The following is a 14,799-nucleotide window of genomic DNA, read 5'->3' as shown; positions in this document are numbered from 1 at the left end:
ACCCCACCAGCCTCTCGACTCGCGACTGCGGGGCTCGCAAGCTCACTCCTCGCGCTCACCGACTCGCCTCCTGGACGGTGTCTACCGACGGGGCCGGGTCGGTCCGGCCGACGTCCTGCATGGTCGCCTGGATGGCGGGGTTGATCACGTCCGTCACCGGCTTCGGGTAGAAGCCGAGCAGCACGATCAGCGCGATCAGGGGGGCCACGACGACCTTCTCGCGCAGGTTGAGGTCACGCTTCATGCCGTCGATCTCGGTCAGCGCCGGGTTCAGCGTGCCCTGCGTGGTGCGCTGCACCATCCACAGCACGTACGCCGCCGCCAGGATGATGCCCAGCGTGGCAATCACCGCGACCGGCTTGTTCACGGTGAACGTGCCGATCAGCACCAGGAACTCGGAGACGAACGGCGCGGTACCGGGCAGGGCCAGCGAGGCGAGACCGGCGAAGAAGAGCACACCGGCCAGCACCGGCACCAGCTTGCCCGCGCCACCGAAGTCGCTTACCAGCGCCGAGCCCCGACGCGCGATCAGCATGCCCACCACCAGGAACAGCAGCCCGGTGGCGAGGCCGTGGTTGACCATGTAGAGCACGGCTCCGGTGCCCGCCTGCGTGGTGAAGGCGAAGATGCCCACGCCGATGAAGCCGAAGTGGGCGATCGAGGTGTACGACACCAGCCGCTTGAGGTCGTTCTGCCCGACGGCCAGCAGCGCCGCGTAGATGATCCCGATGACCGCCAGGGCCAGCGCCCACGGTGCGAACCACTGGGCCGCGTCCGGGAACAGCGGCAGGCAGTACCGCAGGATGCCGAAGGTGCCGACCTTGTCCAGCACGCCGACCAGCAGCGCGGCGGCACCGGCGGGTGCCGCCCCACCGGCGTCCGGCAGCCAGGTGTGGAACGGGAAGAACGGTGCCTTGATCGCGAACGCGACGAAGAACCCGAGGAAGAGCCAGCGCTCGGCACCGGTGGAGATGTCCACCTGCGACAGCGCCACCCAGTCGAAGGTCTTGCCCCCGACCACCCACAGGCCGATCACGGCGGCCAGCATGAACAGACCACCGACAAGCGAGTAGAGGAAGAACTTCACCGCCGCGTACTGCCGCTGGTGACCCCCGTAGCTGCCGATCAGGAAGTACATCGGCACCAGCATGACCTCGAAGAACACGTAGAACAGGAAGACGTCGGCGGCGGCGAAGACACCGATCATCGTGCATTCGAGGACGAGCAGCAGCGCGAAGTAGACCGGCACCGACCGCTTCGAGGACTCCGCGTCGTGCCAGGACGCCAGGATCACCAGCGGCACCAGCACCGCGATCAGCATCAGCATGACCAGCGCGATGCCGTCGGCGGCGAAGGTGAAGCTGACCCCCCAGTTCGGGATCCACGGGTACGACTCGCGGAACTGGAAGCGGTCGCCACCGACCTGGAAGGTCACCCACATGACCACCGACAGCGCCAGCACCAGCAGCGACCAGCCGAGCGCGACCTGCTTGGCCAGCGTCGGTCGGCTGCGCGGCAGAAGGGCGACGACCACGGCGCCGACAAGCGGCGCCACGGTGAGCACCGAGAGGAACGGGAAGTCGGACATTATGCGGCCTTACCTCCGTCGTCACTGTGCGGTCCGCCGGCGACGGCCGCCTGTGAGGCCGACAGCCTCAAGAGGTCGATCACGCGAACCACCCCGCCTGCACGGCCAGGAAGGCGGCCACCACCAGCAACGCGCCGGTCAGGATCGAGGTGGCGTACGACCGGACGAAGCCGGTCTGCAACCGCCGCAGCCGGCCCGAGCCGCCGCCGACACCCGCCGCCAGCCCGTTGATCAGCCCGTCGATGCCCCGGTTGTCGAGGTAGACGAGCGCCCGGGTGAGGAAGATGCCCGGCTTCTCGAAGACCGCCTCGTTCACCGCGTCGGCGTAGAGGTTCTTCCGAGCGGCGGTGACCAGCACCCCGGCCGGCTGCGGCGCGGTCGCCGTCCCGTTGCGGAACAGGAACCAACCCAGCACCGCACCGAGCACGGTGACCCCCAGCGACAGCACCACGATCGCCCAGTGCGGCAGCACCGCGTCGTGGTGCGCCTCGGCCGCGCCGAGCCCGGCGGTGGTGGTCAGCCAGTCCGGTACGGAGGTGGCCAGCAGCCAACCCGCACCCAGCGAGCCGACGCCGAGCAGGATCAGCGGAATCGTCATCAGCGCCGGGGACTCGTGCGGGTGCTCGATGTCCTCAGTCCACCGCTTCGGCCCGTGGAAGGTCAGCACGAACAGCCGGGTCATGTAGAACGCGGTCAACGCGGCACCGAGCACCGCCGCCCCGCCGAACAGCCAGGCCGTCCAGCCCTCCCGCTCGAAGGCGGCGGCGATGATCGGCTCCTTGGAGAAGTAACCGGAGAACGGGAACATGCCGATGATGGCCAGCCAGCCCGCGCCGAAGGTCAGCCAGGTGATTTTCATGTACTTGGCGAGGCCACCGAAGCGACGGATGTCGACCTGGTCCTTCATCCCGTGCATCACCGAGCCGGCGCCGAGGAACATGTTGGCCTTGAAGAAGCCGTGCGCCAGCAGGTGCACGATGGCCAGCGCGTACGCCGCGCCACCGAGCCCGACGCCGAGGAACATGTAGCCGATCTGGCTGACCGTGGACCAGGCCAGCACCCGCTTGATGTCGTCCTTGGCGCAGCCGATGATCGCACCGATGAGCAGGGTCAACGCACCGACGCTCACCACCACCAGCTGCAACGTGGCGTTGGCCGAGAAGATGACGTTCGAGCGGGCGATCAGGTAGACACCGGCGGTGACCATCGTCGCGGCGTGGATCAGCGCCGACACCGGAGTCGGGCCCTCCATCGCGTCCGGCAACCATGCCTGGAGCGGGAACTGGCCGGACTTGCCGGCCGCGCCGAGCAGCAACAGCAGGCCGAGCACCAGCACGGTGCCTCCGGCCAACGCGCTCACCCCGTTGAACACCTCGTCGTACTGCGTGGTGCCGAGGGTGGCGAACATGATGAAGATCGCGATGGCCAGGCCGGCGTCGCCGACCCGGTTCATCAGGAACGCCTTCTTACCGGCGGTGGCCGCGGCCGGCTTGGTGTACCAGAAGGAGATCAGCAGGTACGACGCCAGACCGACGCCCTCCCAGCCGAAGTACAGCATCACGTAGTTGTTGCCGAGCACCAGCAGCAACATCGCCGCGATGAACAGGTTGAAGTACGCGAAGAAGCGACGCCGGCCCGCGTCGTGCGCCATGTACTCGACGGCGTACAGGTGGATCAGGAAGCCCACACCGGTGATCAGCAGGACGAAGACCCCGGCCAGCGGGTCGAACAGCAGACCGAAGTCCACGTGCAGGCCGCCGACCGCGATGAGATCCCACAGGCTCAGCTCGACCGACCTGTTCTCCAGGCCGCGCAGGCCGAGGAAGTAGCTCAGGCCGAGCAGGAAGGCGGCACCGACGGCGGTCACCCCGAGCCAGTGCCCCCAGCGGTCGGCCCGTCGGCCGAGCAGCAGCAGGATCGTCGCGCTGACCAGCGGGATGGCCACCAGCAGCCAGACGCTGCTCAGCAGCCCGTCCGCCGTCGCGTACGAGACGGTCTCGGCCGGAGCAGCCTGGGCGTACGTCATGATTTCGTCCACCGGTGGGCCCCTCTAGTACTTCAGCAGGTTGGCGTCGTCGACGCTGGCGGAGCGTCGGGTGCGGAAGATCGCCATGATGATGGCCAACCCGACCACGACCTCGGCCGCCGCCACCACCATCACGAAGAACGCCATGATCTGGCCGTTGAGGTCACCGTTCATCCGGCTGAAGGTGACCAGCGCCAGGTTGGCCGCGTTGAGCATCAGCTCGACACACATGAACAACACGATCGCGTTACGCCGGACCAGCACCCCGGCCGCGCCGATGGTGAACAGCACCGCGGCGAGGACCAGGTAGTAGTTCGGCTCGACCGAGAAGAAGTCACTCATTTCTCAGTGCCCTTCAGCGTGGTCTCCTCGGCGGTCAGTTCCCGCACCGGCAGGATGTCCGGCGTGCTGCGGTCACTCAGCCGCCCGTCCGGCAGGCGGGCCGGGGTGGCGACCGACGAGGAGGTGGCGAAGACACCCGGGCCGGGCTTCGGGCCGGGGTAGTTGCCGGGCGCGAAGCGGGCCTTCATGGTGGCCACCTGGTCGCGCCGGTCCTCCTTGCGCCGCTCGACGTGCGCCAGGATCATGCCGCCGATGGTGGCGGTGATCAGCAGCGCCGCGGTGAGTTCGAAGGCGAAGACGTAGTCGGTGAAGAGCAGCCGGGCGATGCCCTGCACGTTGCCGCCCGCGTTGGCCTGCTCCAGGCCGATCGGGGTGCTGCCCTGCGTGGCCCGGTAGACCCCGCTGCCCAGCAGGCCGGCGAAGCCGAGCCCCAGCCCGATCGCGGCGATCCGCTGGCCGCGCAGCACCTCGATCAGCGAGTCGGACGCCTCCCGACCGACCAGCATCAGCACGAACAGGAAGAGCATCATGATCGCGCCGGTGTAGACGATGATCTGCACCATGCCGATGAACGGTCCCGCCTGGAGCACGTAGAACACCCCGAGGCTGAGCATGGTCAGTACCAGCCACAGCGCCGAGTGCACCGCGTTGCGGGCGACGACCATGCCGATCGCACCGGCCAGCGCGAGCGGAGCGAGGATCCAGAAGGTCACCGCCTCGCCGCCGGAGACCGCACCGGAGGCGGCGAGCAGCGTCGAGGTGTTCATTCCGACTCTCCCTTCTCCGCCTCGGCCCGCGCTGCGGCCTGCTCGGCACCGGGAAAGGTGACGCCCGGGTGCTCGTCGACCTGGTAACGCCCCGGCCCCATCGGGGAGCGCTCCGCCCCGGCGGAGGTGCCCGGGTTGGTGAGGCTGCCGATGTAGTAGTCCTTCTCGCTGTCGCCCAGCCGCATCGGGTGCGGCGGCTGCTCCATCCCCGGCAGCAGCGGGGCCAGCAACTGCTCCTTGGTGAAGATCAGGTCCTGGCGGTTGTCCCGGGCCAGTTCGTACTCGTTGCTCATGGTCAGCGAGCGGGTCGGGCAGGCCTCGATGCACAGTCCACAGAAGATGCACCGCGCGTAGTTGATCTGGTAGACGCTGGCGTACCGCTCGCCCGGCGAGAAGCGCTGCTCGTCGGTGTTGTCGCCACCCTCGACGTAGATCGCGTCCGCCGGGCAGGCCCAGGCGCACAGTTCACAACCGATGCACTTCTCCAGCCCGTCCGGGTACCGGTTGAGGATGTGCCGCCCGTGGTAGCGGGGAGCCGGCGTCGGCGGGGTGAACGGGTAGTCGGTGGTGACGACCTTCTTGAACATGTGCGAGAAGGTGACCCCGAAGCCCTTGAACGTTCCGGTGATCGCGCCCACGTCACACCTCCTCAGAGTCCTGGCCGGCGGGGACGTTGGCCGGCTCCCGCTCGGCGACCATGCGCCGGGTGCGCGGGCTCGGTGGTACCTGGAGATCCATCGGGGGCAGCGGGAAGCTGCCCGGCGGCCGGTTGTCGATCTGCTCGGCGAGAGTCGGCTTCGGCGCCGGCTTGCGGCTCGGCCAGAACAGCGCGGCGAGCAGCACGATGCCGGCCGGGATGCCGATGGCGTACAGCCGGCTCTGGGTGTCCCAGTCGTCGACGGTGCGCAGGCCGGCGAGGACCACGATCCAGACCAGGCTGATCGGGATGAGCACCTTCCAGCCGAAGCGCATCAGCTGGTCGTACCGCAGCCGGGGCAGCGTGCCGCGCAGCCAGACGAAGACGAAGACCAACAGGATGACCTTGCCGAAGAACCAGAGCAGCGGCCACCAGCCGGAGTTGGCGCCCGACCAGATGGTGATCGGCCAGGGTGCGTGCCAGCCGCCCAGGAAGAGCGTCACGGTGAAGGCCGACATGGTCACCATCGCGACGTACTCGCTGAGCATGATCAGCGCGAACTTGAGCGAGCTGTACTCGGTCATGAAGCCGGCCACCAGTTCCGACTCCGCCTCCGGCAGGTCGAACGGCGGCCGGTTGGTCTCGCCGACGATGGAGATGAAGAAGACGATGAAGCTCGGGAAGAGCAGCAGCGCGTACCAGCCCGGCGTCGGGATGTCGACGCCGAACAGGCTCAGCTCGGTGTTGCTGCCCTGGGCGGCGACGATCTCACTTGTCGACATCGTGCCGGCGAGCATGAACACCGCCACGATGGACAGGCCCAGCGCCACCTCGTAGGAGATCAGCTGGGCGGCGGACCGCAGTCCGCCGAGCAGCGGGTAGGTCGAGCCGGACGCCCAGCCGGCGAGCACGATGCCGTAGACCGCCATCGACGAGAGGGCGAGCACCACGAGCACCGCCACCGGCACGTCGGTGACCTGCAACGGCGTCTGGTGACCGAAGATGCTCACCATCGGGCCGAACGGGATCACCGACAGCGCGGTGACCGCGCAGATCACCGAGATGGCCGGGGCGAAGAAGTAGATGACCTTGTCCGCCGACTTCGGGAGGATGTCCTCCTTGAAGGCCATCTTCAGGCCGTCGGCGAGGGTCTGCAGCAGACCGAACGGACCGAGCTGGTTGGGGCCGGGGCGCACGGCCATCCGCCCCACCACCCGCCGCTCGAACCAGACGCCGAGCAGGGTGCCGAGCAGGGCCACGACGAAGGCGAAGACGATCTTGCCGAGGACCAACCACCACGGATCGTGGCCGAAGTCGCTCAGCGACGGCGCCTGGGCGATGACGTTCATGCGGCACCCCCGGATGAGTTGAGGAACGGGCCCGGACGGTCGGCCGCGTCGGCGGCGACCGGCTCCGTCACGCCGGGGGCGGAGATCCGCACCACCACGCCGGAGGTCGCGCCCAGGCTGCGCCGCACGGTCGAACCTGGCGAGTTGGTGGGTAGCCAGACCACACCGTCCGGCATCTCGGTGATCGCCGCCGGCAGGGTCACCGCACCCCGGTCGGTACCCACCGTTACCGGGTCGCCGTCGGCGACGCCGAGCGCCTCCGCGCTGCCCTTGCCCAGCCGGACCACCGGCGGGCGGGCGGTGCCACCCAGGTACTCGTCACCGTCGGTGAGGCTGCCCAGGTCGATCAGCTGATGCCAGGTCGCCAGCACCGCCTCACCGGCACCCGGCTGCGGCACCGAGCCCGGCTGCACCGTGGGCGCGGCCGGGCGCTCAGCGCGGGTCACCGGCAGGCTGCCCAGCTCACGCCGGACGGTCAGCACGTCCCCGGTGCCCAGCCGCACATCCAGCTGAGCGGCGAGCGCGTCGAGCACCCGGCCGTCGGTCATCGCGGCGGTTTCCAGCACCGCGTCGAACGGGCGCAGCCGGCCCTCCCAGTCGAGGAAGCTGCCGGCCTTCTCCACCACCGGTGCGACCGGGAGGACCACGTTCGCCCGACGGGTGACGGCGCCGGCCCGCAACTCCAGGCTGACCAGGAACGGCACCGTGTCCAGAGCCTGCTCGGCCAGGCGCGGGTCGGCCAGGTCGGCCGGATCGACTCCGGCCACCACCAGCGCGCCCACCTGGCCCGCGGCGGCGGCACCGAGAATGCCGTCGGTGTCCCGGCCGGACTGACTCGGGATCACCCCGGCCGGAATGTCCCACGCCTCGCCCAGCTCGGCACGGGCGCCCGGCTCGGTGACCAGGCGACCGCCGGGCAGCAGGTTCGGCAGGCAGCCGGTGTCGACGGCGCCGCGGTCACCCGCGCGCCGCGGCACCCAGGCCAGCTTCGCCCCGGTACGCGCGGCCACCTCGGCGGCGGCGGAAAGGCCGCCCGGTACGGTGGCCAGCCGCTCGCCGACGATCAGGATCGCCCCTTCGGCGCTGAGCGCCTCGGCGACCGTGGCGTGCTCGGCGAGCACCTCGGCCTCCTCGCCCGGCACCACGCGGGCCAGCTTGGCCCCGAGCTTCTCCAGGCCGCGGGTGGCGAACGGCGCGATCGCGTACACCTTCAGCTTGTTCTTCAGGTGCGCCTTGCGCAGCCGCAGGAAGAGGATCGGGCACTCCTCCTCCGGCTCCAGACCGACCAGCACCACCGCCGGCGCGTTCTCGACGTCGGTGTAGGTGACGTCGGTGCTACCGGCGACCGTGCTGGCCAGGAAGTCGGCCTCCTCGCGGGAGACCGGGCGGGCCCGGAAGTCGATGTCGTTGGTGTGCAGCGCGACCCGGGCGAACTTGGCGTACGCGTACGCGTCCTCGACGGTCAGCCGACCGCCGGTGAGCACGGCGGCACCCTGGCCGGTGTCCCGGGCGGCCCGCAGCCCCTCGGCGGCGACGCTGAGCGCCTCGCTCCAGGACGCCTCCCGCAGCTCGCCGGTGCGCTCGTCGCGGACCAGCGGGGTGGTGAGCCGGTCGGCGGCGCGGGCGTACTGGAAGCCCCACCGCCCCTTGTCGCAGTTCCACTCCTCGTTGACCTGGGGGTCGTCCCCAGCCAGCCGGCGCAGCACCTTGCCCCGCCGCCAGTCCGTACGCTGGGCGCAGCCGGCCGAACAGTGCTCACACACGCTCGGGCTGGAGACCAGGTCGAACGGACGGGCACGGAAGCGGTACTGGGTGCCGGTGAGCGCGCCGACCGGACAGATCTGCACGGTGTTGCCGGAGAAGTACGAGTTGAACGGGACGTCGCCGTCCTCGCCCTCGGTCCCGTAGTCCTCGTCCCGGTAAATGTTGATCTCTTCGGCGGAGGAGCGGTTCATCAGGTCGATGAACTTGTCGCCCGCGATCTCCTCGGAGAACCGGGTGCACCGCTGGCAGAGCACGCACCGCTCCCGGTCGAGCAGCACCTGGGTGCTGATCGGCAGCGGCTTCGGGTACTCCCGCTTGTGCTCGTGGAACCGGGAGTCGGTGCGGCCGGTCGACATCGCCTGGTTCTGCAGTGGGCACTCGCCGCCCTTGTCACACATCGGGCAGTCGAGCGGGTGGTTCACCAGCAGCAGCTCCATGATCCCCTCCTGCGCCTTCTTGGCGACCGGAGAGGTGAGCTGGGTGCGGACCACCATGCCGTCGGCGACCGGCTGGGTGCAGGAGGCGACGGGCTTGCGCTGCCCCTCCACCTCCACCAGGCACTGCCGGCAGGCGCCGGCCGGAGCCAGCAGCGGGTGGTCACAGAACCGGGGGATCTCGGTGCCCATCTGCTCGGCGACCCGGATCAGCAACGCTCCCTTCGGGGCGGTGACCTCCACGCCGTCGATGGTGAGGGTGACCGTCTCGGTCGGCTTGGCAACGTCCGTCACAGTGCTCGCCTTTCGCTCGCGGCTGCGGGGCCCGCTCCGCTCACTCCTCGCACTCGCATCAGTGGGCTCCCACCAACTGCTTGTCGGACAACTTCGGCGCGGTCCGTCCCTCGATGTAGTCGAGGTAGTCCTGCTTGAAGTACTTGAGCGACGAGGTCACCGGGCTGGTGGCGCCGTCACCCAGGCCGCAGAACGAGCGGCCGAGGATGTTGTCGCAGGTGTCGAGCAGGGTGTCCAGGTCGTCCTGGGTGCCCTGGCCGGCCAGGATGCGCCGGTAGACCCGGACCATCCAGTAGTTGCCCTCCCGGCACGGGGTGCACTTGCCGCACGACTCGTGGTGGTAGAACTCCAGCCACCGGTAGGTCGCGTAGACCGGGCAGTCCTGGTCGGAGAAGATCTGCGTGGCCGTGGTGCCGAGGATCGAACCGGCGGCGGCCACGCCCTCGAAGTCCAGCGGCACGTCGAGGTGCTCGGCGGTGAGCAGCGGGGTCGACGATCCGCCCGGGGTCCAGAACTTCAGGTTGTGCCCCGGCTGCATTCCGCCGGCCAGCTCGATCAGCTCGCGCAGCGTGATGCCGAGGCCGCACTCGTACTGGCCGGGGTTGACGATCCGGCCGGAGAGCGAGTAGATCATCGGGCCGGCGGACTTCTCCGTGCCCATCGACTTCCACCAGTCCGCGCCGCCGAGCACGATGTACGGCACGCTGGCGATGGTGCCCACGTTGTTGACCACGGTGGGGCTGGCGTACAGCCCGTGGGTGGCCGGGAACGGCGGACGCAGCCGGGGCTGGCCACGGAAACCCTCCAGGGAGTCCAGCAGCGCCGTCTCCTCCCCGCAGATGTACGCGCCGGCACCCGAGTGCACCACCAGATCCAGGTCGAAACCGGAGCCGAGGATGTCGCGGCCGAGATAGCCCTTGGCGTACGCCTCGTTCACCGCGTTGCGCAGCCGGCGGGCGGCGTGCACGGCCTCGCCCCGGATGTAGATGTAGGCCCGGTTGGCCCGGATCGCGTACGAGGCGATGATCACGCCCTCGACCAGCGAGTGCGGGTCGTGGGTCATCAGCGGCAGGTCCTTGCAGGTGCCGGGCTCACCCTCGTCGGCGTTGACCACGAGGTAGTGCGGCTTGCCGTCGCCCTGCGGGATGAAGCCCCACTTGAGACCGGTCGGGAAGCCGGCGCCGCCGCGACCGCGCAGCCCGGAATCCTTCACCAGTTGGATCAGGTCGTCCGGGTGGGCCTTGATCGCCTTACGCAGCGCGGCGTACCCGTCCAGCTTCTCGTAGGTGCCGATCCGCCAGGCGTCCGGGGACAGCCAGCGCTTGGTGAGCACGGGCGTCAGCTTGGCCAGGGTCTGTGGCGCGGGCGTGGTCACTTCTGAGCCCCCTTGTCGTGCGCGGAATCCTGGCCACCACCGGCGGACTCCGCTTCCCTGAGGTTGCGCTCCTGCGCCCCGGTGTCGTCACCGGCTGGCTTGGCGTCGCCCGCCGGCCTGTTGGCCGCCACGCCGGCGGCCTCCGCGGCCCGGGCGTCGCCCGCCGCGGGCGGCTGCCCGTCGACGGGGGCCTTGGTGCCGGGAGCGTCCGGGACGGCGGTCTCCGCGTCCGGCTGCCGGGTCTCGGCGGTACGCACCTGCGGCGACTTGCGGTCCGGCGCCGGAACGTCGGGTGCGGTGCTGCCGGTCGGAGCGGCCTTCGCCGGGGTGGCCGGTGCCGGCTTGTCCCCCGCCTTGCCGCTGCGGATCGGGGTGTTCGGGTCGAAGCCCGGCGCCGAGATGCCGTGCTGCTGGGCCAGGCGCAGACCGCGCAGGGTCGGCTCGCCCGGCACCCCGTCGGCGACGGCACCCTCCCGCTCGTCGGCGAAGCCGGCGAGCTGGACCGCCATCTCCTTCAGGGTGCAGAGGCGGGCACCGCGGCTCGGCGTGGGCCGGCCACCGGCGCGCAGCTCGTCGACCACTTCGACCGCGGTCTGCGGGTCGACACCGTCGAAGAAGTCGTAGTTCACGGTCATCACCGGGCCGTAGTCGCAGGCGGCCAGGCACTCCGCATGCTCCAGGGTGACCTTGCCGTCGGCGGTGGTCTCGTCGTGCCCGACGCCCAGGTGCTCGGCGAGGGTGTCGTAGACCTCCTGGCCACCGAGCACGTTGCACATGGTGTTGGTGCAGACGCTGACCAGCCAGTCACCGGTGGGCCGGCGCTTGTACATCGTGTAGAAGCTGGCGACCGCGCCGACCTGGGCCTTGTTCAGGCCGAGCACCTCGGCGCAGAACGCCACGCCGGCCGGGGAGACGTAGCCCTCCTCGGCCTGCACCAGGTGCAGCAACGGCAGCAGGGCCGAGCGGGACCGGTCCGCCGGGTAGCGGGCGATGATCTCCCGCGCCCTGGTCCGCGTCTCGTCAGTGAAGACAGTCATCAGCGTCGCCTTCCGTTCGCGACTGCGGGGCTCGCAAGCTCACTCCTCGCGCTCACCGGTCACAACCTCCCATGACGGGGTCCAGCGAGGCGCCGCCGGCGATGACGTCGGCGATCAGGCCGCCCTCGGCCATCGCCGGCAGGGCTTGGAGGTTGACGAAACTCGGCTCCCGGTAGTGCACCCGGTACGGCCGGGTCCCGCCGTCGGAGACCGCGTGCACGCCCAGCTCGCCGCGCGGCGACTCGACCCCGACGTACACCTGGCCCGGCGGCACCCGGAAGCCCTCCGTCACCAGCTTGAAGTGGTGGATCAGGGACTCCATCGACTGGCCCATGATCTTTGCGACGTGCTCCAGCGAGTTGCCCATGCCATCGACGCCGACGGCCAGCTGCGCCGGCCAGGCGATCTTCTTGTCGGCCACCATCACCGGACCGGGCTTGAGCCGGTCGAGCGCCTGCTCGACCAGCTTGAGCGACTCGCGGATCTCCGCGTTGCGAACCAGGTAACGGCCCCAGACGTCGCCGTCGGAGTGGGTCGGCACGTCGAACTCGTACGTCTCGTAGCCGCAGTACGGCATGGTCTTGCGCAAGTCCCAGGCCAGCCCGGCCGAACGCAGCACCGGCCCGGTGACGCCGAGCGCCAAGCAGCCGGTCACGTCCAGCACCGCGACGTTCTGCGTCCGCTCCAGCCAGATCGGCTGCCCGGAGAGCAGGTCCTCGTACTCCTTGAGCCGCTTCGGCATCAGCTTGAGGAAATCGCGGATCTTGACGATGGCCTCGTCCGGCACGTCCTGGGCGACGCCGCCCGGCCGGACGTACGCGTGGTTCATCCGCAGGCCGGTGATCAGCTCGAAGATCTCCAGGACGTACTCGCGCTCCCGGAAGCCGTAGAGCATCATGTTGATCGCGCCCAGCTCCATCGCCGTGGTGGCCAGCCACACCAGGTGCGAGGAGATCCGGTTCAGCTCCATCATGAGCACCCGGATGGTGGTGGCCCGCTCGGTGATCTGCTCCTCGATGCCGAGCAGCTTCTCGACGGCCAGCGAATACGCCGTCTCGTTGAACAGCGGGGAGAGGTAGTCCATCCGGGTCACGAAGGTCGAACCCTGCACCCAGTTGCGGTACTCCAGGTTCTTCTCGATGCCGGTGTGCAGGTAGCCGACGACCGAGCGGGCCTCCCGGACCGTCTCGCCCTCCAGCTCCAGGATCAGCCGGAGCACACCGTGCGTGGACGGGTGCTGGGGGCCCATGTTGACGACGATCCGACCCTCGTTGATCGGGTCGACGCCGGAGACGACGTCGTCCCAGTCCCCGCCGGTGACGGTGAAGACCCGGCCCTCGGTCGTCTCGCGCTCGGTGGCGTAGTTCGACGCGGTCATTGGTAAGACCTCCGCTTGTCGGGCGGCGGGATCTCGGCGCCCTTGTACTCCACGGGCACGCCGCCGAGGGGGTAGTCCTTGCGCTGCGGGTGACCCTCCCAGTCGTCCGGCATGAGGATGCGGGTCAGCGCCGGGTGGCCGTCGAAGACGACACCGAACATGTCGTACGCCTCCCGCTCCTGCCAGTCGGCGGTCGGGTAGATGGAGGTGACGCTGGGCAGGTGCGGCTCCTCGGCGCTGACCGCCGCCTCCAGCCGGACCCACCGCCGGTACGTCATCGAGGTGAGCTGGTAGACGATGTGCAGTCGGCGGGCATCGGCGCCCAGGTAGTCCACCCCGGACACCGACGAGCACAGCTCGAAACGCAGCGCCGGATCGTCCCGCATCACCTGGCAGACCTCGGCGATCCGCTCCGGACGGATGTGCAGGGTCAGCTCGCCCCGGTCGACCACGACCTTCTCGATCGCCTCGCCGAACGCCGGGTACGCCTCCTCCAGCGCGTCCCGGACCTCGTCGAAGTAGCTGCCGTACGGCCGCGGTGAGTCCTCGACCGTGTGGTGCTGCCGGACCAGTCCGCCGAACCCGGAGACGTCGCCGCTGCCCTGGTTGCCGAACATGCCCAGGCCCGCCGGTGCGGCCGGCGGAAACTCGGCCGGCGCGCCACTCGTCGCGCCGGCCGGCGTCACCGGGATCGGCACGCCGCCGGTGGTCGGCTTGTCGTCAGTCACTTGATCCCCCCGTACGGGTGGAGGTGGTTCTGGGCGTTCATCCAGTTCTCGATCCGCAGCTGCTCCTCGCGGCCCTCGCGGACGGCCTTCGTCCACTCGGCCCGCCGGGCCTTGTCGCTGCGGTACGACGACGGCATCGAGCCGTACGGCACCACCGGCACGTCACCGCGCGCCTCCCGGGCCGCCAGCATCTTGCGCCCGTTCGGGCCGAGCGGCTCGTGGCCGATCTTCTCGCGCAGCTTGAGGATCGCGTCGATGAGCATCTCCGGCCGGGGCGGGCAGCCCGGTAGGTACATGTCGACCGGTACGACGTGGTCGACGCCCTGCACGATGGCGTAGTTGTTGAACATGCCGCCGCTGCTGGCGCAGACACCCATGGAGAGCACCCAGCGGGGCTCGGCCATCTGGTCGTAGATCTGGCGCAGCACCGGGGCCATCTTCTGACTAACCCGGCCGGCGACGATCATCAGGTCGGCCTGCCGGGGCGAGGCCCGGAAGACCTCCATGCCCCAGCGGCCCATGTCGTAGTGCGGACCACCGGCGGCCATCATCTCGATCGCGCAGCAGGCCAGGCCGAACGTGGCGCCCCAGACCGACGACTTGCGCGACCAGTTGACCAGCTTCTCCACCGAGGTGAGCAGGACTCCGGCGGGAAGTTTCTCCTCGATACCCATAGCCGTTCCTCCCTCAGTCCCAGTCCAGGCCGCCGCGCCGCCACTCGTAGGCGTACGCGACGAAGACGGCACCGATGAACACCAACATGGCGACGAACCCGAAGACCGGCAGGATGTCGAAGGAGACCGCCCACGGGTAAAGGAAGATCATCTCCACGTCGAAGACGATGAAAAGCATCGCCGTCAGGTAGAACTTGACCGGAAACCGGCTACCGCCGATCGGCTGCGGGCTAGGCTCGATCCCACACTCGTAGGCTTCGAGCTTGGCCCTGTTGTAGCGGTGGGGGCCGGCGAACCGGGCGGCGGCTATCGAGAACAGCGCGAAACCCGCGGCGAGGGCGAACAGCCCGATGATGGGTACGTAAGGCGAGAGCGACATATTTTCTCCTGCTCGTCCTTCCCTGCC

The 14,799-nt window shown here is 69.5% G+C and carries 13 protein-coding genes; all 13 read right to left on the bottom strand.

What is annotated here, in order from left to right; translation table 11 throughout:
- Positions 1–55: 55 nt before the first annotated feature.
- Positions 56–1,588, bottom strand: a complete 1,533-nt coding sequence (locus AC2CHE_RS00780; RefSeq protein WP_484502921.1) for an NADH-quinone oxidoreductase subunit M — start codon at positions 1,586–1,588, stop codon at positions 56–58.
- Positions 1,589–1,667: 79 nt separating this feature from the next.
- A complete protein-coding gene (nuoL, locus tag AC2CHE_RS00775) occupies positions 1,668–3,614 on the bottom strand; it encodes an NADH-quinone oxidoreductase subunit L (RefSeq protein ID WP_484502920.1) in 1,947 nt (648 codons plus the stop codon).
- A gap of 24 nt (positions 3,615–3,638) precedes the next feature.
- A complete protein-coding gene (gene nuoK, locus AC2CHE_RS00770; protein ID WP_013731028.1) occupies positions 3,639–3,956 on the bottom strand; it encodes an NADH-quinone oxidoreductase subunit NuoK in 318 nt (105 codons plus the stop codon).
- Complete coding sequence (locus AC2CHE_RS00765) at positions 3,953–4,723, bottom strand: NADH-quinone oxidoreductase subunit J (RefSeq protein WP_484502919.1); 771 nt, start codon at positions 4,721–4,723, stop codon at positions 3,953–3,955. The genes nuoK and AC2CHE_RS00765 overlap by 4 nt, the downstream gene beginning before the upstream one ends.
- Entirely contained in the window at positions 4,720–5,361 is a 642-nt protein-coding gene (gene nuoI, locus AC2CHE_RS00760) for an NADH-quinone oxidoreductase subunit NuoI (RefSeq protein WP_484502918.1), read from the bottom strand. The genes AC2CHE_RS00765 and nuoI overlap by 4 nt, the downstream gene beginning before the upstream one ends.
- 1 nt (position 5,362) lies before the next feature.
- Complete coding sequence (gene nuoH / locus AC2CHE_RS00755) at positions 5,363–6,709, bottom strand: NADH-quinone oxidoreductase subunit NuoH (RefSeq protein WP_484502917.1); 1,347 nt, start codon at positions 6,707–6,709, stop codon at positions 5,363–5,365.
- Complete coding sequence (locus AC2CHE_RS00750; protein ID WP_484502916.1) at positions 6,706–9,201, bottom strand: NADH-quinone oxidoreductase subunit G; 2,496 nt, start codon at positions 9,199–9,201, stop codon at positions 6,706–6,708. Before AC2CHE_RS00750 ends, nuoH begins: the two co-directional genes overlap by 4 nt.
- 58 nt (positions 9,202–9,259) lie before the next feature.
- On the bottom strand, positions 9,260–10,576 hold the full coding sequence (gene nuoF / locus AC2CHE_RS00745; protein ID WP_484502915.1) for an NADH-quinone oxidoreductase subunit NuoF: 1,317 nt from the start codon (positions 10,574–10,576) through the stop codon (positions 9,260–9,262).
- Positions 10,573–11,613 (bottom strand): NADH-quinone oxidoreductase subunit NuoE, encoded by a 1,041-nt coding sequence (nuoE, locus tag AC2CHE_RS00740; protein ID WP_484502914.1) that lies wholly within the window; start codon positions 11,611–11,613, stop codon positions 10,573–10,575. Before nuoE ends, nuoF begins: the two co-directional genes overlap by 4 nt.
- 52 nt (positions 11,614–11,665) lie before the next feature.
- Positions 11,666–12,991, bottom strand: a complete 1,326-nt coding sequence (locus tag AC2CHE_RS00735; protein WP_484502913.1) for an NADH-quinone oxidoreductase subunit D — start codon at positions 12,989–12,991, stop codon at positions 11,666–11,668.
- Complete coding sequence (locus AC2CHE_RS00730) at positions 12,988–13,719, bottom strand: NADH-quinone oxidoreductase subunit C (protein ID WP_484502912.1); 732 nt, start codon at positions 13,717–13,719, stop codon at positions 12,988–12,990. Before AC2CHE_RS00730 ends, AC2CHE_RS00735 begins: the two co-directional genes overlap by 4 nt.
- Positions 13,716–14,393 carry a NuoB/complex I 20 kDa subunit family protein gene (locus tag AC2CHE_RS00725; RefSeq protein WP_137781694.1) on the bottom strand — a complete coding sequence of 226 codons (678 nt, stop codon included), beginning with the start codon at positions 14,391–14,393 and terminating at the stop codon, positions 13,716–13,718. The genes AC2CHE_RS00730 and AC2CHE_RS00725 overlap by 4 nt, the downstream gene beginning before the upstream one ends.
- 13 nt (positions 14,394–14,406) lie before the next feature.
- Positions 14,407–14,772, bottom strand: a complete 366-nt coding sequence (locus tag AC2CHE_RS00720; RefSeq protein ID WP_210828576.1) for an NADH-quinone oxidoreductase subunit A — start codon at positions 14,770–14,772, stop codon at positions 14,407–14,409.
- Positions 14,773–14,799 lie beyond the last annotated feature (27 nt).

Source organism: Micromonospora sp. ATLC16, from assembly GCF_057196645.1.
This window is presented reverse-complemented; position numbering and strand designations above follow the sequence as displayed.

Bases quoted from the DNA above. Each gene is read 5' to 3' on its own strand.
- nuoK (WP_013731028.1), bottom strand. From the start codon at position 3,956: ATGAGTGACTTCTTCTCGGTCGAGCCGAACTACTACCTGGTCCTCGCC.
- AC2CHE_RS00780 (WP_484502921.1), bottom strand. From the start codon at position 1,588: ATGTCCGACTTCCCGTTCCTCTCGGTGCTCACCGTGGCGCCGCTTGTC.
- AC2CHE_RS00765 (WP_484502919.1), bottom strand. From the start codon at position 4,723: ATGAACACCTCGACGCTGCTCGCCGCCTCCGGTGCGGTCTCCGGCGGC.
- AC2CHE_RS00735 (WP_484502913.1), bottom strand. From the start codon at position 12,991: ATGACCGCGTCGAACTACGCCACCGAGCGCGAGACGACCGAGGGCCGG.
- AC2CHE_RS00720 (WP_210828576.1), bottom strand. From the start codon at position 14,772: ATGTCGCTCTCGCCTTACGTACCCATCATCGGGCTGTTCGCCCTCGCC.
- nuoE (WP_484502914.1), bottom strand. From the start codon at position 11,613: ATGACTGTCTTCACTGACGAGACGCGGACCAGGGCGCGGGAGATCATC.
- AC2CHE_RS00725 (WP_137781694.1), bottom strand. From the start codon at position 14,393: ATGGGTATCGAGGAGAAACTTCCCGCCGGAGTCCTGCTCACCTCGGTG.
- nuoH (WP_484502917.1), bottom strand. From the start codon at position 6,709: ATGAACGTCATCGCCCAGGCGCCGTCGCTGAGCGACTTCGGCCACGAT.
- nuoL (WP_484502920.1), bottom strand. From the start codon at position 3,614: ATGACGTACGCCCAGGCTGCTCCGGCCGAGACCGTCTCGTACGCGACG.